The organism is Candidatus Solirubrobacter pratensis (assembly GCF_000425945.1).
Classification (GTDB): domain Bacteria; phylum Actinomycetota; class Thermoleophilia; order Solirubrobacterales; family Solirubrobacteraceae; genus Solirubrobacter; species Solirubrobacter pratensis.
The window spans coordinates 16,670-31,554 of record NZ_AUEK01000006.1; the positions used below are offsets into that span (position 1 = coordinate 16,670).

Genomic DNA, 14,885 nt, shown 5'->3' on the forward strand with positions numbered 1-14,885 from the left:
CGATGGTCGCCGCGCCGGAGGAGCTGCTCGAACTCGATCGCCGGCTCGTCTGGCACCCGTACGGGCCGATGCCCGCGACCTCGGCTCCGCTCGCGGTCGCGTCCGCCGAGGGCGTGCGGCTCAAGCTCGAGGACGGGCGCGAGCTGATCGACGGGATGGCGTCGTGGTGGTGTGCCATCCACGGCTACCGCCACCCGGTCCTGGACGCCGCGGTGCGCGACCAGCTCGAGCGCATGGCGCACGTGATGTTCGGCGGGCTGACGCACGAGGGCGCGGTGCGGCTGGCGGAGCGGCTCGCGCGCTGGACGGGGATGGACCACGTCTTCTTCGCCGACTCCGGCTCGGTCTCGGTCGAGGTCGCGATCAAGCTCGCGCTGCAGTACTGGCACGGCGAGCGGACGCGGCTGATGACCGTCCGCGGCGGCTATCACGGCGACACGTTCGGCGCGATGGCGATCTGCGATCCCGACGGCGGGATGCACTCGATGTGGAAGGGCGTACTCCCCACCCACGTCTTCGCGCCGCTGCCGGAATGGTCCGAGACGTGGGCCGCCGAGACGCGCGAGCTGGCGGCGCGCCACGCCCACGAGCTCGCGGCGATCGTGGTCGAGCCGATCGTGCAGGGCGCCGGCGGGATGCGCTTCTACGCGCCCGAGTGCCTGGCGCTGCTGCGCGAGCTGTGCGACGAGCACGGGATGCTGCTGGTCTTCGACGAGATCGCGACCGGCTTCGGGCGCACCGGCGAGCTGTTCGCCGGGACCGGCTTCGGGCCGGACATCATGTGCGTCGGCAAGGCGCTGACCGGCGGCTACATGACGCTCGCGGCGACGCTCTGCCGCGCCCACGTCGCCGAGCGCGTGGACGGGCCGCTGATGCACGGGCCCACGTTCATGGCGAACCCGCTCGCCGTCGCCTGCGCGCTCGCGTCCACGCAGCTGCTCGAGGACGGCGGCTGGCGGGACGACGTGGCGCGGATCGATCGCGGCCTGCGTGCGCGGCTCCCCCCCGATGCGCGGGTTCTGGGGGCGATCGGCGTGATCGAGCTCGACGAGCCCGTGAAGATGGAGCGCGCCACGCGCATCGCGGTCGAGCACGGCGTCTGGCTGCGCCCGTTCCGCAACCTCATCTACTGCATGCCGCCCTACATCACCAGCGACGAGGACCTGGCCCGGATCACGGAGGCGATGGTCGCATGCGCGTGATCGTCGTCACCGGCACCGACACCGGCGTGGGCAAGACGATCGTGAGCGCGGCGCTGGCGGCGCTCGCGCAGGAGGAGCGCGTCGCGTACGTCAAGCCCGCGCAGACCGGGGATGACGACGACGCCGCGGTCGTCGCGCGGCTCGCGGGCGTGCAGACGCACGTGCTGGCGCGCTACCCGGACCCGCTGGCGCCGGCGACGGCGGCGCGCCGCGCGGGGCTCGCGCCCGTCCGGCCGGCCGACGTCGCCGAGTACGTCCGGCAGCTCGACGCCGACCTCGTGCTGATCGAAGGCGCCGGCGGGCTGCTGGTGCACTTCGACGAGGAGGGCGGGACGCTCGCCGACGTGGCGCAGCTGCTCGACGCGCCGGTGATCGTCGTCGCGCGCGCCGGCCTCGGCACGCTCAATCACACGGCGCTGACGCTCGAAGCGCTGGACGCGCGGGAGCTGGAGTGCGCCGGCGTGGTGATCGGCTCGTGGCCGCGCGAGCCCGATCTGGCCGCGCGCTGCAACGTCGAGGACCTCGGGCCCGTGCTGGGGCGCATCCCCGAGGCAGCGGGAGACCTGAGCCGCGAGGCGTTCCTCGCGGCCGTACGAGAGAACATGGAGGCGTATGAGCATTCTCGAGATCGCGCGTGAGCAGGTGCTGGAGCGCGGCGAGGGCCTGACCGAGGCGCAGGTCCTCGAGGTCCTGCGCCTCCCCGACGAGGCGGTCGACGACGCCCTCGCGCTCGCCCACGAGGTGCGGATGCGCTGGTGCGGCCCCGAGGTCGAGGTCGAGGGCATCATCTCGCTCAAGACCGGCGGCTGCCCCGAGGACTGCCACTTCTGCTCGCAGTCCGGGCGCTTCGAGACGCCGGTGCGCTCGGTCCGGCTCGACGTCCCGGCGCTCGTCGAGGCCGCGCGCGAGACGGCGGCGACCGGCGCGACCGAGTTCTGCATCGTCGCCGCCGTGCGCGGCCCGGACGAGCGCCTGATGGCGCAGGTCCGCGAGGGCGTGAAGGCGATCACCGACGCGGTCGAGATCAACGTCGCCTGCTCGCTCGGCATCCTCACCCGCGAGCAGGGCGAGGAGCTCGCCGAGCTCGGCGTCCACCGCTACAACCACAACCTCGAGACCGCGCGCTCGCACTTCGGCAACGTCGTGACGACACACACGTGGGAGGAGCGCTTCCAGACGCTGCAGCTCGTGCGCGAGCTGGGCATGGAGGTCTGCTGCGGCGGCATCATCGGCATGGGCGAGACGCTCGAGCAGCGCGCCGAGCTGGCCGTGCAGTTCGCCGCGCTCGATCCCGACGAGGTGCCGCTGAACTTCCTCGACCCGCGCCCGGGCACCCCGTTCGCGGACCTCGAGCCGGTCCCCGCGACCGACGCGCTGCGCACGATCGCCGCCTTCCGCCTCGCGCTCCCGCGCACGATCCTGCGCTTCGCCGGCGGGCGCGAGCTCACGCTCGGCGACCTCGGCGCGCGCCAGGGGATGACCGGCGGGATCAACGCGATGATCGTCGGCAACTACCTCACCACGCTCGGCCGCGACCCGCAGGAGGACCTCGACCTGCTGGCGGAGCTGTCGATGCCGGTCAAGGAGCTCTCGAAGTCGCTGTGATCACGGAGGCGGAGCGGACGGCGCTGGCGCCGTACTGCAGCGGCTGCGGCAAGCCCGGCGGCGATCACGCCGGCTGCCGCAGGATCACCGACCCACCGCGCTTCTGCGTGAGCTGCGGGCGCAAGCTCGCCGTGCAGGTCCTGCCGACGGGCTACACGGCGACGTGCGTTCGCTGCGGCTAGCGCTCGACGAGCTGCGCGACGCGGGGCTGTACCGCGAGTTGCGCACCGTCGAGAGCGCGCAGGGGCCGCGCGTGCGGCTCGACGGCCGCGACGTGCTGCTGCTGTGCTCGAACGACTACCTGGGACTGGCGGGCGATCCGCGGCTCCGGGCCGCCGCGGCGGAGGCCGCCGAGCGCTGGGGCGCGGGCGCCAGCGCGTCGCGGCTGATCAGCGGCACCATGACGCCCCATCTCGAGCTGGAGCGGCGGCTCGCCGAGGTGAAGGGCACCGAGGCCGCCGTCCTGTTCGGCTCCGGCTACCTGGCCAACACGGGCGTGATCTCGGCGCTCGCCGGCCCCGGCGAGATCGTGGTCTCCCACGCGCGCAACCACGCGTCGATCATCGACGGCTGCCGGCTCGCGCGGGCCGAGACGAAGGTCTACGCCGACCTGGACGAGCTCGCCCATGCCCTCGAGGACCGGCGTCCCGCGACCGTGGTCACCGACGCCGTCTTCAGCATGGACGGCGACGTCGCGCCGTTGACGGAGATCGTCGAGCTCGCGCGCCGCCACGGCGCCCGGGTGGTCGTCGACGAGGCCCATGCGACGGGCGTGATCGGCCCCGAGGGCCGCGGGCTCGTGCACGCGCTCGGCCTTCAGCGCGAGGTGATCGCGATCGGCACGCTCGGCAAGGCGCTGGGCAGCTACGGGGCGTTCGCGGCCTGCGACGGCGACACCGCCGACTTCCTCGTGAACCGCGCGCGCACGTTCATCTACTCGACCGCGCTGCCGCCGCCGTCGGTCGGCGCCGCGCTGAAGGCGCTCGAGCTGATGGATCGCGAGCTGGTCGGCCGCCTGCACGCGAACGCGCGCGTGCTCCGCGAGGCGCTGGGCGCCGAGGCCAGCGACATGCCGATCGTGCCGTTGCTCGCCGGCGATCCCGAGATGGCGCTGGCCCGCTGCGCCGAGGCGCTCGACCGCGGCGTCTTCGTGCAGGCGATCCGGCCGCCGACCGTCGCGCCCGGCACGTCACGGCTCAGAGCCGTGGCGACCGCCGCTCACACCGAGACCGAGCTGCGCGAAGCGGCGAGGTCGATCTCCACGTGCGGCGCCGTGCACGGCTGACCCGCGGCGACGTGCAGCCGCCGCGCGGCGAGGTCCATGATCACGGAGGCGAGCGTCGCGGTCCGCTCCGCCCACGGCTCGGACTCGTCGACGTGGCGGCAGACGCCGTTCGGATGTCCTTCGTGCGAGCGCAGCGCGTCGAGCAGCGGCAGCCGCCGGATCGCGTCCAGCCGCGCCTCGGTGCTCGAGGACTCCTCCAGCCCGACGTCGCGGCCCGCCGGCGGCGGCTCGAGGAAGTGGTTGGTGTGCGCGCCGGTGCTCCCGCGCAGCACGTTCGGGCCGCCGGGCGAGAGCTCGACGGTCGCGACGTCGCCCGGCGTCGCCACGGTCACCGCCGATGACGCGCTGACGCGCGCGGAGGTGAGCAGCGCGACCGCCTCGTCCACCGACCGGCAGGCCAGCACGCGCCGCAGCAGGAGGTGGATCGGGACGCCGTCCAGGCCGCCGTCCTCGCTGGAGATGAGCAGGTTCAGGCACACGCCCAGGCCGGCGTCGTTGAGCCCGATCTTGGCGAGCATGCCGGCTTCAGTCACCGTCGCGAACCAGCGGCCGCGCTCGTGCACGACCCACACCAGCGTCGAGTCCTGCAGGTCCGGATGCCAATCCCAGTTCTGCGCCAGCAGCCCGCCGGCGCCGACCACGGAGCACTCGTCGGCGGAGGCGATCAGCTCGGTGCGCGCGTTGACCGCCAGCAGCTCGCGGCAGTCGACGCCGGCGCCCGCCGCGATCCCCGCGATCTCCTCGTGCTCGTCGTCGGACGCCCGCACGCGCCCGCCGGCCGAGAGATCGCACAGCCGCCGGTAGACCTCGATGGTGCGGCGCACGTGCTCCGCCTGCGCGCGGCCGAGCCCCTCGCCGCGGGCTCGCGGCGTGGACTCATGCGACACATGGACGTCGAGCGTCATCCCGTCACCCAGCGTTGCACGTCGGCATGCGGAGCGAACCACACGACCCCGCGCTCGCGCATCTCGGCGATCAGCCGATCCAGCAGCGCCGCGCGATGCCCGCGCCCGATCACCTCCGGATGCATCGTGAACGTGATGTGGCGGCGCTCCTCCAGCGCGCTCTCGAACTCGGCCAGCCATGTGGCGAGGAAGTCCTCCGGCGCCGTGAACGCGTCGCCGCGCCCCGGGCGCCAGTGCAGATGCGGCCAGTCGTCCAGGCTCCAGTGCACGGGCAGCTCGAGGATGCGCAGGTCCTCGTAGGCCTCCACGTACGGGCGGTCGTCGCCCATGCACGAGCTGTCATAGGCGAAGCCGTGCTCGACCAGCAGCGCGAACGTCTCCGGCGTCAGCTCCCACGAGGGTGAGCGGTAGCCCGCCGGCGTGACGCCGAGGTTGGCGTCGAGGGCCTCCAGCCCGCGCTCGATCTCCTCGCGCTGCGCCGCCGCGTCGATCTGGTCGCTCTGCAGGTGCAGGTGGCCGTGGTGGCCGATCTCGTGGCCGGCGTCGGCCACCGCGCGCAGGGCGTCGCGGTGTCGCTCGGCGGTGTCGCCCGGCACGTAGAACGTGCCCTTCACGTCCGCGCGCTCGAGGATCGCCAGGATGCGCGGTAGCCCGCGCACGACGCCGTAGCGGCCCTCGCTGAGCGTGCTCAGCTGCCGGGCGCCCTCCGGCAGCCAGCCGGACTCGGCGTCGACGTCGAACGTGAGCGAGACGGCGACGTCGGCGCCGCCCGGCCAGCCGGCCCTCATCCGAGCTGCTTCTTCGTGACCTTGCCGAGCGCGTTGCGCGGCAGCTCGTCGAGGTAGCGCACCTCGCGCGGGCGCTTGTGCGGAGCCAGCAGGCGCGCGACGTGGTCGGCGAGCTCCTGCTCGCTCGGGCGCTCGCCCTCGACCACGACCCAGGCGACGATGCGCTCGCCGAGGTCGGGGTCGGGCTCGCCCATCACCGCCGACTCGACCACCGCGGGATGCTCGTTGAGCGCGTTCTCGATCTCCCCCGCGCCGATCTTGTAGCCGCCGCTCTTGATCAGGTCGGTCGCACGGCGCCCGACGATCCGGATGTAGCCGTCCTCGGCGCGGGTGGCGACGTCGCCCGTCTTGAACCAGCCGTCCACGAACGCCTCCTCGGTCACGTCGGGGCGGTTGAGGTACTCGAGGAAGAGGTTCGGGCCGCGCACGTGGATCTCGCCGACCGTCTCGTCGTCGGAGACGTCCAGCACCGCGCCGTCGTCGTCGACGAGGCGCAGCTCGACGCCCGCCAGCGGCGGCCCGACGGTGCCGGGGCGGCGCTCGCCGTCGGCGCGGATCGCCGTGTTCATCAGCGTCTCGCTCATGCCGTAGCGCTCGGCGATCCGCAGCCCCGTGCACGCCTCGATGCGCGCGTGGTCGGCGGCCGGCAGCGCCGCCGATCCCGAGACGAGCAGCCGTGCCGAGCCGACCGCGCGCGCCAGCGCCTCGTCGCGCTCGAGGTCGGCCGCGAGCCGGTGGTACATCGTCGGCACGCCGAACAGCATCGTGGCGCGGGCGGAGAGCGCCTCTGCGGCGGCCTCGGAGGAGAAGCGCCCGAGGTGCCATGCGGCGCCGCCACGGCGCAGCGGCCCGAGCGTGCCGAGGACGAGCCCGTGAACGTGGTAGAGCGGCAGGCCGTGGGCGACGACGTCCTCGCCCGTCCACGCCCACGCGTCGGCGAGCCCGTCGAGCGTCGCGGCGAGCGCGCGCCGCGGCAGCACGACGCCCTTGGGCGGCCCCGTCGTCCCCGACGTGTAGACGATCAGCGCCGGCGTCTCGCCTCCCGGCTCGGCCGGCCAGTCGCCGCTCGCGCCGAGGTCGACGTCGTCGAGCACGAGATCCGGCGCGCTGTCGCCCATGACGTGCTCGAGCTCGCGCTCGCCGGCCTTGGGGTTGATCGGCACGATCGGCACGCCCGCGGCGAGCGCGCCGACCACGGCGACGCAGGTCTCCAGCGAGGGCGTGGCCGTGACGGCGACGCGCCGCATGCCGGCGATCCGCTCGGCGACCGCTCCGGCGGCGGCGTGCAGCCGCTCGTAGGAGAGCGCCCGGTCGCCGACGCGGACGGCTTCGCGGTCGTCGGGCCGGTCCAATCCCTCGAGCAGGTTCACGGGTCCAGTTCTACACCCCACGGCCGGGGACCATCAGCTCGCCGGGAGGCCGGCAGGGCTTAGCCCGGCGCATGGCCCGCGAGGCCGGCTTCGCCCGGCGCGTGGCGAGCGCGGGGCCGGCGAGCGCGAGCGCCCCGCCGGCGACCGACGCGGCCGAGGGCAGCTCGCCGAGCCAGACGAGCGCGACCGCGAGCAGCGGCTCGGCGCCGGCGTGGGCGACCGCGCGCGGCAGCGTGCCGCCGAGCGGCAGGATCAGCAGCGTTCCCGCCCACATCGCGTAGGTCACGCGAACATCTTCGACGTCGCGTCCGCGGCAGAATGGCGCGCGGTGCAACAACCAACGACGCCGGAGGATTTCCCGCGCTGACATCGCTCGGCCAGTTCCTGCTCAAGGATCTCGTCCTGCTGGGGGCGTCCGTGTGGACGCTGAGCGACTCATCACGCGCCGCCGAGCGCCGTCGGTGACCTCGCCGCGCCCGACGTTGCAACGAGCCGGGAGGCTGCGCGAGGCAATCCGTCGCGGAGCTGAGCTGCCGGTTGCCGCGGATGGCGTTGGGTTCGTTCGAAGGCGGCGAGGCTCGGCGCCGAGCCGGTAGTGCGGCCGAGCTTGGCGTCGGGGGCAAAGAAGGCTCACGTCGGCGCCTCGCCGAGCAGCTTGGCGGCGGTGAGAACGCCGCTATCCGCTAGTTCGCTCGCTGGCCTCGATCGCAAGCAATTCGACGTGGTCGATCGCCGCACCAAGCGCGGCTTCAAGAGCGCGCGCGTCTCGATGCGCCTGCGTGAGTAGATACCCGCCCTGCGCAGCAGCGAGCAGCGAGTAGGCGAGTGCGTCAGGGTCCGCGTCAGGACCGAGGTCGCCGCGTCGTTGCATTGCCAGCAAGCCTCGACGCAACAAGGCCTCCCAGCGCTCAAAGCCGGCTGCGAAGTCCGCTCGTAGCTCGGCGTCTGACTCCACCAGCTCGGCGGCGAGCGAGCCGAGCCGGCAGCCCCCCTGGAAATTCTGCGCGCGTTGCTGCTCGACGATCCGCTGCGCCCACGCGCGCAGCGCCGCGATGCTGTCCAGATTCCCGATGGCCGGGTCGTGGTGGTCAGCCATGACAGCGTCGGCCTGGTGAGCGATGACGGCACGGATGAGGCTCCGCTTGTCGGCGAAATAGTGCGACATCTGCGAGCCACTGGCTTTGGCCGCCTTGCGGACGTCCTCGAAGCTCGTGTTCGCGGCGCCGTTCTCGTACATCAGCCGAGCCGCCGCGTCGATAATCCGAGCGCGCGTCGCACGACCCTTCACGGTCAACCGCGAGTTCGATGACGCGGCGCGGGCCATGTGACGCAGCGTATCGACGTTCGCGGCACAGTCTGGCCCCCAAACGCCTCTGCGAGACGTCGGCCTCAGGCGGACATTTGCGCGGCCCCGCCCACCGGGGCCGCGTCTGCCTCACGCACGCTCTGGGCTCATATGGAGGGGCGTCTGTCAAGCGGCAGGGTTGACCGGCGGTCGGGCCGCTTGATCTAGCGTGAGGTGTGGAGCGCAGGGGCGGTTCCCGGAGCGGCACGAGCTGAAGGTCCGGCGTGTTCGACCGATCTGGTCAGGCTCATATGCGAGGGCTGGTTACCTCAAGGCCCTTGTTCGTCGCTGGGCTCGCATCCTAAGATCGGGCGCCGCCCGTGCCAGAGCCGGGTTGCCCATAGCCCTTGTGCGCGGGCCCGCGGATGGCGACGTGGCGGCCTTCGTTGTGTTCGTGCGCGCTCCGGCATCCGCCGGCGCGTCGGGGTTGTCGTTGGTGGTGTCAGTCCAGGGTGGCGGCCTCCCAGCAGAACGCGGCGAGCTCGCGCGCGCAGGCGATCGCGACGGTCCCGGGTCGGCTTGCCGCGGCTTGTTGCCGTGTCGTGACTTGCTCTTGGGTGTGGGCCCCTAGCCCAGGGGCGGGTTCCTCGCGACCAGCAGCCTCGCGGGGGCGGTTAGGCGCCCGGAGCGATCGCACAGGCTGCGACACAGACCCAGGTGCCCTCACGCTTCTGGTACGTGTCCGTGTACAGAGCTTCTTGCTCCACTCCATCGGCGAGCGTGGTGTATGTGCTGCGGCCGTGGATCAGAGCAACGTCACTGAGGATGCGGATGTTGACGTCGTGCACAGCGAGATCCTTGAAGGGGCGCGGCTTAGCGATGTAGTCGAGGAACTCGGCACGGTTGCGGGTGACGCCCGGAAGCTGCACGATGAAGTCTTCGGCGAGGAACTCGCTGAAGCGCTTGACATCGTTGAACTGGTCGGAGTGGATGTAGTCATTGTTGAGCCGCTCGAGGATCGCCAGATCTTCGGTGGACTGCTTGCTGTCATTCATCTTCTTGTTCCTTCTCTGTGGGGTTCGGCGCGTGATCGTACAAGAATGGGCTGCTGCTACCCACATGCTATCGCCGTTGTCCCTGCTTGGATCGCCCGAAGACATGGGCTAAGATCGGCACAGCTCGGGCAACCTTGTACGACGCCGCCGATCATTTGCTTGGGTATCGTTGGCCCAGTTGGCCGAAGGGCGAGAACTCGACACCGGGAGGTCCCGGATGAAGGCGATTGTGGTGACGGACGAGGCTGCGGGAAGGGCCGGGATGACGCTGGTGGAGCGGCCCGAGCCGCCCGCAGCGATAAACGACGTCGTCGTTCAGGTTCATGCGTCGGGATTCGTCCCGACTGAGATGGCGTGGCCCTCGACCTGGACCGATCGCCGCGACCGTGACCGGACACCGTCGATCCCTGGGCACGAGCTGGCCGGAGTGGTCACCGCCCTCGGGTACGGCACGACGGGGGTGTCGGTGGGCCAGCGGGTGCTCGGCCTCGCGGACTGGCATCGCGACGGCACCTTGGCGGAGTATGTCGCGATCGAGGCACGCAACCTCGCGCCGCTGCCGGGCGACGTCGACTTCACCGTGGGCGCGAGCCTGCCGATCTCGGGCCTGACCGCGTGGCAGGGACTGTTCGACCACGGCCGCGTCCAGGCGGGGCAGAGCGTCCTCGCGCACGGCGCGGCCGGCGCCGTCGGGACGATGGTGACGCAACTCGCACGTGAGGCCGGCGCCTACGTCATCGGCACCGGGCGCGCCGCCGACCGCCAGAAGGCGCTCGACTTCGGCGCGCAGGAGTTCGTCGACCTCGACAACGACGTCCTGGAAGACGTCGGCGGCGTCGACCTGGTGTTCGACGTCATCGGCGGAGACATCCAGAAGCGGTCCGCAAGCCTGATCCGGGCCGGAGGAACCCTGGTGACCGTCGTAGGGCCGCCCGAGGCGCGGCCCGCCGACGGCCTGGCAATCGACTTCGTCGTCGAGTCCGATCGTGGCCAACTGAATGAGATCGTCCAGCGAGTGCGGGACGGACGGCTGCGGACCAACATCGGCAACGTCGCGACCCTCGACGACGCCGTCGCGGCCCTCAACCCGACCGAGCGGATCACGGGGAAGACGATCATCCGCGTTCGCCCGTAACGACTCGGGACGGCGAGCGGTCCTGAGCTCCTCGTGGAGCGCTCCTGCCCGGGTCGACCGCCGAGCGATACCGTCCGCGCGGCGTCCGCTTCCGGCCGCTCGAACCGCCGCATCCCACGACGGAGATCGCCGTCGGCCGACGCGCCGACGCCGACAGCACGCGACGATCGCCGCGTTTCTGAGGTTTCTGCGGCCCGCTGGCCCCGCCGCCCACGCGGCCCGGCCCATCTGATCGTCGTCACCGACGCCGACGGGATGCTGCTCTGGATCAACGGCAACGCCCGCGCCGACGTCGCGGTCGGCCGGCTGCCGCCCACGATCGAGGGCCACGCCTACTTCATCATCGCCGAGTCACTCACGAACGTGTTCAAGCACGCCAACGCGAATACCGCACAGGTCCGTGCGGCGGTGGTCGGCGGCGCCCTCCGGCTCGAAATGCGCGACGACGGCATCGGCGGCGCGCGCATCGAGGGCAGCTCCGGCCTGGTCGGCCTGGACGACCGCGCTGCTTCGCTGCGCGGGCGGCTGTCCGTGAGCCGTCCGCCGGGCGGTGGCACGCAGATCTCAGCAACCCTGCCGCTGCCGACCGACAATTAGCGCCCGGCGACCCGGGCGGCGAACGCGGCGACGTCGTCCGTGTCGAGGCCGGCGACGATGCCGGCCGGCATGACGCGCTGGTCAGGCCCGGTCGCGACGCCGGCCACGCGCCGCACCCTCACGCCGCACGCGGCGGCCACCTGCGAGGTCGGCGCCACCGCCTCATCTCCCACCTGCCGGCAAACGAACCCCCACATGCAGATCCCGCAGCAGCCTGGAGCGCGACTGGATCGCGCCGCCGCCGTCGACCCCCTGCGGCGAGCTCGTGCGGCGCGGGTGCCGGGCGGCGGGCTTCGAGGCGCGGAGCGTCGCGAGACCGGCGACTTCTCCGTCGTGTGCGCGCCCGCGGCGGCCGGCGCTAGCGAACGAACTCGCGCACGAGCGCGTGGTATTCGGGGACGTCCATCAGGAACGAGTCGTGGCCCCACGGCGAGCGGACCTCGCGGCGCGTCACGTCCGCGCCGCGCTCGCGCAGCTGCTCCTGGATGTACTCGGAGTGCTCGGTGCCGAAACGCCAGTCGCTGTCGAAGGAGACGACGAGGTACTTCGTGGACGGGGTGCCGCTGTGCTCGGCGAACGGCTCGAAGTAGTCCATCGTGCGCGACAGGTACACGTACGTGTGCTTGTCGAAGCGCGCGAGGAAGATCCGCGCCTGGTAGTCGAGGTAGTGCTCGACCTCGAAGTCGGACTCCATCGTCATCGGGCCGGGCGGGGATCCCCTCCGCGCGCGGTCGAACTTCATCGCCATCGCCTCGTTCGAGAGGTACGTGATGTGGGCCATCATGCGCGCGACGTCCATCCCGTCGTGGCGCATGATCGCCTCGCGCGCGACCTTGGTGAACGCGATGTTCTGCGCCGTCAGCCGTGCGGTGGCGCAGATCAGCACAGCGCGCTCGACCTCCTCAGGGTGGTCGAGCGACCACTGCAGCGCCTGCATCCCGCCGAGCGATCCGCCCACCGCGGCGTGGACCTTGGCGATGCCGAGCTCGCGCAGCAGCGCGCGGTGCACCGCCACGAGGTCGCGGATCGTGAACAACGGGAACGTCAGCCCGTAGGGCTCGCCGGTGGCCGGATCGATCGACGACGGACCCGTCGTCCCCTTGCACCCGCCGAGCAGGTTCGCGCAGATGACGCGGAAGCGGCCGGTGTCGATCGGCCGCCCGGGGCCGACGAGCGTGTCCCACCATTCGACGGCCTCCGCGTCGCCGGTCAGCGCGTGGTGGATGAAGACGACCGGCGCGTCGCGCGGGCCGTAGTCGGCGTAGGCGACCTCGACCGGCGCGAGCGTCGCGCCGGACTCGAGTGTCACCGACTCCAGCGTCAGCGACTCAGCCACGGGTGCGCCGCGACGAGATGACGCCCGTGTCGAAGCCGGCGAGGTGGAGCCCGCCGTGGAAGCGCGCGTGCTCGATCTTCAGGCAGCGGTTGCTGACGACGTCCAGGCCGGCCGCGTGCGCGATCTCGACCGCCTCGTCGCTGTGGAGGCCGAGCTGCATCCAGAATGCCTTGGCGCCCGCCGCGACCGCCTCGCGGGCGACGCCCGGCAGCGCGTCCGGGCGGCGGAAGACGTCGACGATGTCGGGCTCGCCCGGCAGCTCCGCGAGCGACGGGTAGGCCTTGACGCCGAGGATCTCGTCCTCGCGCGGGGACACCGGCCAGACCTCGTAGTCGGCGCTCGACGACAGCAGGTACGTCAGTACGAAGTTGCTCGCGCGCGCCGGGTTCGACGACGCGCCGACGACGGCGACGGTACGCGAGCGGCGCAGGATGGCACGGCGCTCCCCCGCGCTCGGCGGCTCCCAACTCATCCCAGCGCCCGATCGAGGTCGTAGATCACGTCGTCGGGATCCTCGATGCCGACGCTGATGCGTACCAGCTCCGGCAGCACGCCGGCGTTCGCGAGCGCCTCCTCGGAGAGCTGGCGGTGGGTCGTGCTGCCAGGGTGGATGACGAGCGTCTTCGTGTCGCCGACGTTCGCGAGGTGCGAGCACAGCTCGACCGCGCCGATGAAGCGCTCGCCGGCCTCGCGGCCGCCTTCGACGCCGAACGAGAAGACCGATCCGGGCCCCTTCGGCAGGTACTTCTTCGCCAGCTCGTGGTTGGGATCTCCCGGCAGGCCGCCGTACCGGACCCAGCTGACGCGTGGATCGGCGTCGAGCCATTCGGCGATCTTCTGCGCGTTGGCGACGTGCGCCTCCATCCGCAGCGGCAGCGTCTCCATCCCCTGCAGCAGCAGGAACGCGTTGAACGGCGACAGCACGCCGCCGAGGTTGCGCAGGCCCTCGACGCGCAGCTTGGTCGCGAAGCCGTACTCGCCGAAGTTGTCCACGAAGCGCAGGTTGCCGTACGTGGCGACCGGCTCGGTCATGACGGGGAAGTTGCCGTTGTCCCACGGGAACTCGCCGGAGTCGACCACCACGCCGCCGATCGACGTGCCGTGGCCGCCGAGGAACTTCGTCGCGGAGTGGATCACGACGTCGGCGCCGAAGTCGAGCGGGCGGCACAGGTACGGGGAGGCGAGCGTGGAGTCGACCACGAGCGGGATGCCGGCGTCATGGGCCGCGGCGGCCAGCCTCTCGAGATCCGCGACGGTGCCCGCCGGGTTCGCCACGATCTCCGTGTAGAGCAGCTTCGTGCGGCCGGGGACGATCGCGTCGGCGAACGCCTGCGGGTCGTCGGGCGCGACGAACGTGGTCTCGATCCCGAGCCGCCGCAGCGTGACGTTCATGAGCGTGTAGGTGCCGCCGTAGAGCGCGCTGCTGGCGACGATGTGGTCGCCCGCGTCGCACAGCTGCGTCAGCAGGAGCGTCTCCGCCGCCTGCCCGCTGCTCGTCGCGACGGCGCCGATGCCCCCCTCGAGGCTGGCGACGCGCTCCTCGAACGCGGCCACCGTCGGATTGCCGAGCCGCGTATAGATGTTCCCGTACTTCTGCAGGGCGAACAGGTCCGCGGCGTCCTCGACGTCCTCGAACACGAACGAGGTCGTCTGATAGATCGGCACGGCTCTGGCACCGGTCGTCGGGTCGGGTCGCGCGCCGGCGTGGATCGCCCGCGTGCGCATCCCCCACCGGCGGTCCTCGGGGTCGCTCATGTCGCGTGACGATAGCCTGCGAAGGGTGGCAACCACCCAAATGTCGATCGGCGATCCGGTGCCGGCCTTCTCGCTCCCGGACACCGACGGCGCGGAGCATTCCGCGCCGCTCGACGACGCACCGGTTGCGACGGTGCTCGTCGTCACCTGCAACCACTGCCCGTACGTGATCGCGTGGAATCCGCGGCTGAAGGCCGTCGCGGAGGACTACCAGCCGCGCGGCGTGCGCTTCCTCGGCATCAACGCGAACGACGCGAGCCGCTACCCGGCGGACGGGCTGGAGCGAATGAAGCAGTTCGTGCGCGACCAGGCGTGGCCGTATCCGTACCTGCGCGACGAGACGCAGGAGGTGGCCGCCGCGCTCGGCGCCGAGGTGACGCCGCACGTGTTCGTCTTCGACGGCGAGCAGCGGCTCGCGTACCGCGGGGCGCCGGATGGCGACCACCAGGATCCGTCGCGCGACGCGGCCTGGCTGCGCGGCGCGCTGGACGCGGTGCTCGCCGGCGAGGCGGTCGCCGAGCCCGACACGCGGGCGCGCGGCTGCAGCGTCAAGTGGCGGGCATGAAG

General features: G+C 72.1%; 17 protein-coding genes. 8 read left to right on the forward strand and 9 right to left on the reverse strand.

All coding sequences use genetic code 11. The features are described 5' to 3' along the window. The first annotated feature begins 2 nt into the window (after positions 1 to 2). The 5 genes from H958_RS0103825 to H958_RS0103845 are packed head-to-tail and all read left to right on the forward strand — an operon-like array spanning position 3 to position 4,092. Positions 3 to 1,202 (forward strand): adenosylmethionine--8-amino-7-oxononanoate transaminase, encoded by a 1,200-nt coding sequence (locus H958_RS0103825; RefSeq protein WP_028057688.1) that lies wholly within the window; start codon positions 3 to 5, stop codon positions 1,200 to 1,202. Further along, entirely contained in the window at positions 1,193 to 1,840 is a 648-nt protein-coding gene (gene bioD, locus H958_RS34800) for a dethiobiotin synthase (RefSeq protein WP_051323782.1), read from the forward strand. Before H958_RS0103825 ends, bioD begins: the two co-directional genes overlap by 10 nt. Beyond that, on the forward strand, positions 1,815 to 2,807 hold the full coding sequence (gene bioB, locus H958_RS0103835) for a biotin synthase BioB (RefSeq protein ID WP_028057689.1): 993 nt from the start codon (positions 1,815 to 1,817) through the stop codon (positions 2,805 to 2,807). The genes bioD and bioB overlap by 26 nt, the downstream gene beginning before the upstream one ends. Further along, positions 2,804 to 2,989, forward strand: coding sequence for a biotin synthase auxiliary protein BsaP (bsaP, locus tag H958_RS0103840; RefSeq protein WP_051323783.1), 186 nt, complete (start codon positions 2,804 to 2,806; stop codon positions 2,987 to 2,989). The genes bioB and bsaP overlap by 4 nt, the downstream gene beginning before the upstream one ends. Beyond that, complete coding sequence (locus tag H958_RS0103845; RefSeq protein ID WP_028057691.1) at positions 2,971 to 4,092, forward strand: aminotransferase class I/II-fold pyridoxal phosphate-dependent enzyme; 1,122 nt, start codon at positions 2,971 to 2,973, stop codon at positions 4,090 to 4,092. Before bsaP ends, H958_RS0103845 begins: the two co-directional genes overlap by 19 nt. On the opposite strand, the gene H958_RS34805 is transcribed toward H958_RS0103845, so the two are convergent. The 6 genes from H958_RS34805 to H958_RS0103880 form a co-directional block, all read right to left on the reverse strand. Continuing rightward, a complete protein-coding gene (locus H958_RS34805) occupies positions 4,026 to 4,997 on the reverse strand; it encodes a C45 family autoproteolytic acyltransferase/hydolase (RefSeq protein WP_051323784.1) in 972 nt (323 codons plus the stop codon). The two genes, H958_RS0103845 and H958_RS34805, sit on opposite strands and share 67 nt — an antisense overlap. Continuing rightward, the gene (locus H958_RS0103855) at positions 4,994 to 5,785 is read right to left on the reverse strand and encodes a polysaccharide deacetylase family protein (protein ID WP_028057692.1); all 792 of its coding nucleotides are present in this window, start codon (positions 5,783 to 5,785) and stop codon (positions 4,994 to 4,996) included. The genes H958_RS34805 and H958_RS0103855 overlap by 4 nt, the downstream gene beginning before the upstream one ends. Continuing rightward, positions 5,782 to 7,149, reverse strand: a complete 1,368-nt coding sequence (locus H958_RS0103860; protein WP_028057693.1) for an acyl-CoA synthetase — start codon at positions 7,147 to 7,149, stop codon at positions 5,782 to 5,784. The genes H958_RS0103855 and H958_RS0103860 overlap by 4 nt, the downstream gene beginning before the upstream one ends. 16 nt (positions 7,150 to 7,165) lie before the next feature. Beyond that, positions 7,166 to 7,441, reverse strand: coding sequence for a hypothetical protein (locus tag H958_RS0103865; protein WP_028057694.1), 276 nt, complete (start codon positions 7,439 to 7,441; stop codon positions 7,166 to 7,168). Positions 7,442 to 7,831: 390 nt separating this feature from the next. After that, positions 7,832 to 8,479, reverse strand: a complete 648-nt coding sequence (locus tag H958_RS34815) for a TetR/AcrR family transcriptional regulator (protein WP_051323785.1) — start codon at positions 8,477 to 8,479, stop codon at positions 7,832 to 7,834. Positions 8,480 to 9,114: 635 nt separating this feature from the next. Next, positions 9,115 to 9,495, reverse strand: coding sequence for a nuclear transport factor 2 family protein (locus H958_RS0103880; protein ID WP_028057695.1), 381 nt, complete (start codon positions 9,493 to 9,495; stop codon positions 9,115 to 9,117). A gap of 217 nt (positions 9,496 to 9,712) precedes the next feature. Between H958_RS0103880 and H958_RS0103885 the strand changes: the two genes are divergently transcribed. Beyond that, positions 9,713 to 10,630, forward strand: a complete 918-nt coding sequence (locus tag H958_RS0103885; RefSeq protein ID WP_028057696.1) for an NADP-dependent oxidoreductase — start codon at positions 9,713 to 9,715, stop codon at positions 10,628 to 10,630. 33 nt (positions 10,631 to 10,663) lie between these two features. Next, the gene (locus H958_RS45845) at positions 10,664 to 11,227 is read left to right on the forward strand and encodes a sensor histidine kinase (RefSeq protein ID WP_156027667.1); all 564 of its coding nucleotides are present in this window, start codon (positions 10,664 to 10,666) and stop codon (positions 11,225 to 11,227) included. A gap of 358 nt (positions 11,228 to 11,585) precedes the next feature. Here H958_RS45845 and metX read toward each other — a convergent pair whose 3' ends face one another. The 3 genes from metX to H958_RS0103910 are packed head-to-tail and all read right to left on the reverse strand — an operon-like array spanning position 11,586 to position 14,318. Further along, positions 11,586 to 12,563 (reverse strand): homoserine O-acetyltransferase MetX, encoded by a 978-nt coding sequence (metX, locus tag H958_RS0103900; protein WP_051323786.1) that lies wholly within the window; start codon positions 12,561 to 12,563, stop codon positions 11,586 to 11,588. Then, positions 12,556 to 13,035, reverse strand: a complete 480-nt coding sequence (locus H958_RS0103905) for a CoA-binding protein (RefSeq protein ID WP_028057699.1) — start codon at positions 13,033 to 13,035, stop codon at positions 12,556 to 12,558. The genes metX and H958_RS0103905 overlap by 8 nt, the downstream gene beginning before the upstream one ends. Beyond that, positions 13,032 to 14,318, reverse strand: a complete 1,287-nt coding sequence (locus H958_RS0103910; protein WP_028057700.1) for an O-acetylhomoserine aminocarboxypropyltransferase/cysteine synthase family protein — start codon at positions 14,316 to 14,318, stop codon at positions 13,032 to 13,034. Before H958_RS0103910 ends, H958_RS0103905 begins: the two co-directional genes overlap by 4 nt. 25 nt (positions 14,319 to 14,343) lie before the next feature. On the opposite strand from H958_RS0103910, the gene H958_RS0103915 reads away from it, so the two are divergent. Beyond that, the gene (locus H958_RS0103915) at positions 14,344 to 14,883 is read left to right on the forward strand and encodes a thioredoxin family protein (protein WP_196807191.1); all 540 of its coding nucleotides are present in this window, start codon (positions 14,344 to 14,346) and stop codon (positions 14,881 to 14,883) included. The last annotated feature ends 2 nt before the right edge of the window (positions 14,884 to 14,885 follow it).

What these genes read in the sequence shown, in the direction of transcription:
- H958_RS0103825 (WP_028057688.1), top strand. Translation starts at nt 3, where the DNA reads ATGGTCGCCGCGCCGGAGGAGCTGCTCGAACTCGATCGCCGGCTCGTC.
- bioD (WP_051323782.1), top strand. Translation starts at nt 1,193, where the DNA reads ATGCGCGTGATCGTCGTCACCGGCACCGACACCGGCGTGGGCAAGACG.
- bioB (WP_028057689.1), top strand. Translation starts at nt 1,815, where the DNA reads ATGAGCATTCTCGAGATCGCGCGTGAGCAGGTGCTGGAGCGCGGCGAG.
- H958_RS34805 (WP_051323784.1), bottom strand. Translation starts at nt 4,997, where the DNA reads ATGACGCTCGACGTCCATGTGTCGCATGAGTCCACGCCGCGAGCCCGC.
- H958_RS0103855 (WP_028057692.1), bottom strand. Translation starts at nt 5,785, where the DNA reads ATGAGGGCCGGCTGGCCGGGCGGCGCCGACGTCGCCGTCTCGCTCACG.
- H958_RS34815 (WP_051323785.1), bottom strand. Translation starts at nt 8,479, where the DNA reads ATGGCCCGCGCCGCGTCATCGAACTCGCGGTTGACCGTGAAGGGTCGT.
- H958_RS0103880 (WP_028057695.1), bottom strand. Translation starts at nt 9,495, where the DNA reads ATGAATGACAGCAAGCAGTCCACCGAAGATCTGGCGATCCTCGAGCGG.
- H958_RS0103885 (WP_028057696.1), top strand. Translation starts at nt 9,713, where the DNA reads ATGAAGGCGATTGTGGTGACGGACGAGGCTGCGGGAAGGGCCGGGATG.
- H958_RS0103905 (WP_028057699.1), bottom strand. Translation starts at nt 13,035, where the DNA reads ATGAGTTGGGAGCCGCCGAGCGCGGGGGAGCGCCGTGCCATCCTGCGC.
- H958_RS0103910 (WP_028057700.1), bottom strand. Translation starts at nt 14,318, where the DNA reads ATGAGCGACCCCGAGGACCGCCGGTGGGGGATGCGCACGCGGGCGATC.